This is a genomic window from Microbacterium sp. (genome assembly GCF_030149085.1).
Classification (GTDB): Bacteria; Actinomycetota; Actinomycetes; order Actinomycetales; family Microbacteriaceae; genus Microbacterium.
Genome location: NZ_JASBSF010000220.1, coordinates 1 through 3,397, shown reverse-complemented (window position 1 = coordinate 3,397; position 3,397 = coordinate 1). Strand labels below are relative to the sequence as shown.

Below are 3,397 nucleotides of genomic sequence, written 5' to 3'. Positions count from 1 at the left end.
CGTTCACGCCCCAGGTGTTGACCTGCACGCCGAGCCGCAGTTCGGCCTCGGTCTTGTCGCCCTCGGTCACGGCGACGTAGCGCATGTTGTCACCGAAGCGGGCGAGCTTCAGGGAGCGCATCGCGGCAAGGCCCGCAGCGGCGCGCTGCCACGTCTCGATCTGGTCGCGCACTGCCGGGTTCGAGACGTGCCCGACGACGGTCTTGCGGGGAACACCCAGGCGGGTCTGGATGTACCCGAACTCCCGATCGCCGTGGGCTGCCTGGTTCAGGTTCATGAAGTCGAAGTCGATCTCGCTCCACGGCAGCTCGACGTTGGCCTGCGTGTGCAGGTGCAACAGCGGCTTCTGCAGCGCATCAAGCCCGCCGATCCACATCTTGGCGGGGCTGAAGGTGTGCATCCACGCGATGATCCCGATGACCTCGTCACGGGCGTTCACCTCGAGGGCGAGGCGGCGGATGCTGTCGGCATCCTTCAGCACGGGCTTCCAGACGACCCGGATGGGCAGCTCGGACAGCCCGGCGGCCACGGTCTGGGACTGCTCGGCGACCTGGCGGAGTGTCTCTTCGCCGTAGAGGTTCTGGCTGCCGGTGACGAACCAGACCTCGCGGGTCGCGAACGTGTTGAGAGAAGTCATGAGGATCCTTCTTCGATGAGGGGTGGGGAGCTAGAGGGCGGTCACGGCTGCACGCTCGGCGGCAAGGCCCGCGCGGTATCGGTCGATGTAGGAGGTGTAGCCGACCACCTCAGCGGGGTCGGGAACAACCGTGGCGAACTCGGCATCAGCAAAAGCGACGGCATCGAGGTACGCCGCAAGCGATGCGTCAGTGGCACCCGCGTGGCGGGCCGCGGTGTACGCGGCAAGAACCGCAATGCCCCAGGCTCCGCCTTCGGAAGCGTGCCGCTCGACCGACACAGCGGTATCGAGCGCGGCGGCGAGCACCCGCTGGGCGACACCGGCGGTGCGGAAGATGCCGCCGTGCGCGAGCATCCGGTCGACCTCGACGCCCTCGTCATCGAGCACCTGCATCCCGAGGCTCAGCGTCGCGAACACTCCCGCCAGCTGCGAGCGCAGGAAGTTCGCCAGCGTGAGCTGGCTGTCGGGGGTGCGGATGACCAAGGGTCGGCCCTCGTCGAGGCCCGCAATGGGCTCGCCGGAGAGGTGGTTGTACGAGAGGATGCCCCCGGCATCCGGTGCGGCGGTGAGCGCCTCGGTGAACAGGGCCTCGTACACCGAGTCGGGCGGCAGCGGGGAGCCGATGAGGTCCGCGAAGCGCTGGAAGACACCCACCCACGCGGCAAGCTCCGAGGCGCCGTTGTTGCAGTGCACCATCGCGACGGGGTCACCGGCGGGAGTCGTGACGATATCGAGCTCGTCGTGCGCGGCCGACAGCGGACGCTCGAGGACGATCATCGCGAAGATGCTCGTGCCCGCGCTGACGTTTCCGGTGCGGGGGGCGACGGCGTTGGTCGCGACCATGCCGGTACCCGCATCACCCTCGGGTGGGCAGAACACCGCGCCGGGCCGCAGCGCCCCGGTCGGGTCCAGCAGTGCGGCACCCTCGGCGGTGAGCTCCCCCGCCTCGGCGCCGGCCGGCAGGACGGTCGGGAGCACCTCGAGGAGGCGACGCGGCGCGGCGTCGCCGGCTAGGGCATCGAAGCACGACACGAGGTCAGCGTCATAGCTGCCGGTGGCCGGATCAATGGGGAACATGCCCGACGCGTCGCCGACACCGAGCACACGGCGGCCGGTCAGAGCGGTGTGGACGTAGCCGGCGAGCGTCGTGAGATGGTCGATGGCGCCGACGTGTGGCTCGGCATCCAGCATCGCCTGCCGATAGTGGGCGATCGACCAGCGAAGCGGGATGTTCACACCGAACAGGGCGCTGAGCTCGCTCGCTGCAGCACCCGTGTTGGTGTTGCGCCAGGTGCGGAACGGCACGAGCACCTGGTCGTGGGCGTCGAAGGCCAGGTACCCGTGCATCATGGCCGAGATGCCGATGCTCGCGAGGGACTCGATCACAATCCCGTAGGCGTGCTTAACCCGGATGCCGAGCGCCGCGTACGCAGCCTGGATGCCCGCCCACACCTCATCGAGGGGGTAGGTCCACACCCGATCGACGTAACTGTTCTCCCACTCGTGGCTGCCGATCGCGAGCACCCGTCCACGCTCGTCGACGAGGCAGGCTTTGATGCGGGTCGAGCCGAGCTCGATCCCCAGGCTCGCTCGCCCGGCGGCGATCGCTTCGCGGCCTTCTTCCGTATTCAGGGCGCTCATCGACGGTCGTCCGTCGACTGGCCGTACACGTTCTGGTAGCGGTTGTAGAGGCTGTCGATCGCCTCCTGCGGAATCGGAATCACCGGCCCCGCCTGCTTCGCGATGTGCACGGTGCGGGCGACATCTTCGAGCATGACGGCGGCCTTCACGGCATCCTTCGCGCTCGACCCGATCGTGAAGGGTCCGTGGTTTTGCATGAGGACCCCGCGTGAGCGGTGACCACGCAGTGTCTCGACGATGCCGCGGCCGATCGAGTCGTCGCCGATGATCGCGAACGGGCCGATCGGGATCGGCCCGCCGAATTCATCGGCCATCGCCGTGATGACGCACGGGATCTCTTCTCCGCGCGCTGCCCACGCGACGGCGTACGTCGAGTGGGTGTGAACGACCCCGCCGACCTCGGGCATGTGGCGGTACACGTAGGCGTGAGCGGCGGTGTCGCTCGAGGGCGAGCGTTCGCTTCCCACACTGCCGGGAACGACGTTGCCGTCGAGGTCGCAGAGAATCATGTTCTCGGGGGCCAGATCGTCGTACGAGACGCCCGACGGCTTGATGACGAACAGGTCAGCGCCCGGAACGCGACCCGAGACGTTCCCGCCGGTCCAGACGATCAGTCCGTAGCGAACCAGTTCGGAATGCAACGCCGCGACATCGGCACGGACCCGAGCGATCGCTTCGCTGACGGCACTGTCGAAATGGGCACTGTCGATTTCGGTCATCGATGAATCCTTCCGAGACACCCTCGTCGTCGCGCTTGTCTGCACCGACTGGGCACGCCCCGAATGTTACCGGTAACACTTGGGATCCGCCAGTCTTGACCGTCGCAGCACCACGCCCCGGGAGGTCAGATCGTCAGCGGCGCACTCGAGGCCCGGATGACGAGCCGAGCCGGAGCCGACGCTGTGCTGAGCCCCCCGGTCGAGCCCCCCGTAACCTCGGCGACGCAGCGGCGCGCGTCACCGAGCACATCAACGCGAACCGTGGTGAGCGCGGGCGCATAGAACGCCGCATCCGGGTTGTCATCGAAGCCGACGACCGCGAGATCGTTCGGAACCCGGATGCCGCTCGCGGCGAGCCCTGCCATGAGCCCGAGGGCCATCTGGTCGTTCGCAGCAAGGA

General features: G+C 67.9%; 3 protein-coding genes and 1 pseudogene. All 4 read right to left on the bottom strand.

Annotation, left to right across the window (positions count from 1 at the left end; all coding sequences use genetic code 11):
* Positions 1-637, bottom strand: a pseudogene (locus Q1V87_RS08960) (L-arabinose isomerase); the annotation flags it as partial.
* Positions 638-667: 30 nt separating this feature from the next.
* Entirely contained in the window at positions 668-2,278 is a 1,611-nt protein-coding gene (locus tag Q1V87_RS08955; protein ID WP_300591824.1) for an FGGY-family carbohydrate kinase, read from the bottom strand.
* Positions 2,275-2,997 carry an L-ribulose-5-phosphate 4-epimerase gene (locus Q1V87_RS08950; RefSeq protein WP_292734927.1) on the bottom strand — a complete coding sequence of 241 codons (723 nt, stop codon included), beginning with the start codon at positions 2,995-2,997 and terminating at the stop codon, positions 2,275-2,277. The genes Q1V87_RS08955 and Q1V87_RS08950 overlap by 4 nt, the downstream gene beginning before the upstream one ends.
* Positions 2,998-3,122: 125 nt before the next feature.
* Positions 3,123-3,397, bottom strand: a 275-nt coding sequence (locus Q1V87_RS08945) for a substrate-binding domain-containing protein (RefSeq protein ID WP_300591821.1), incomplete at its 5' end; no start/stop codon positions are given.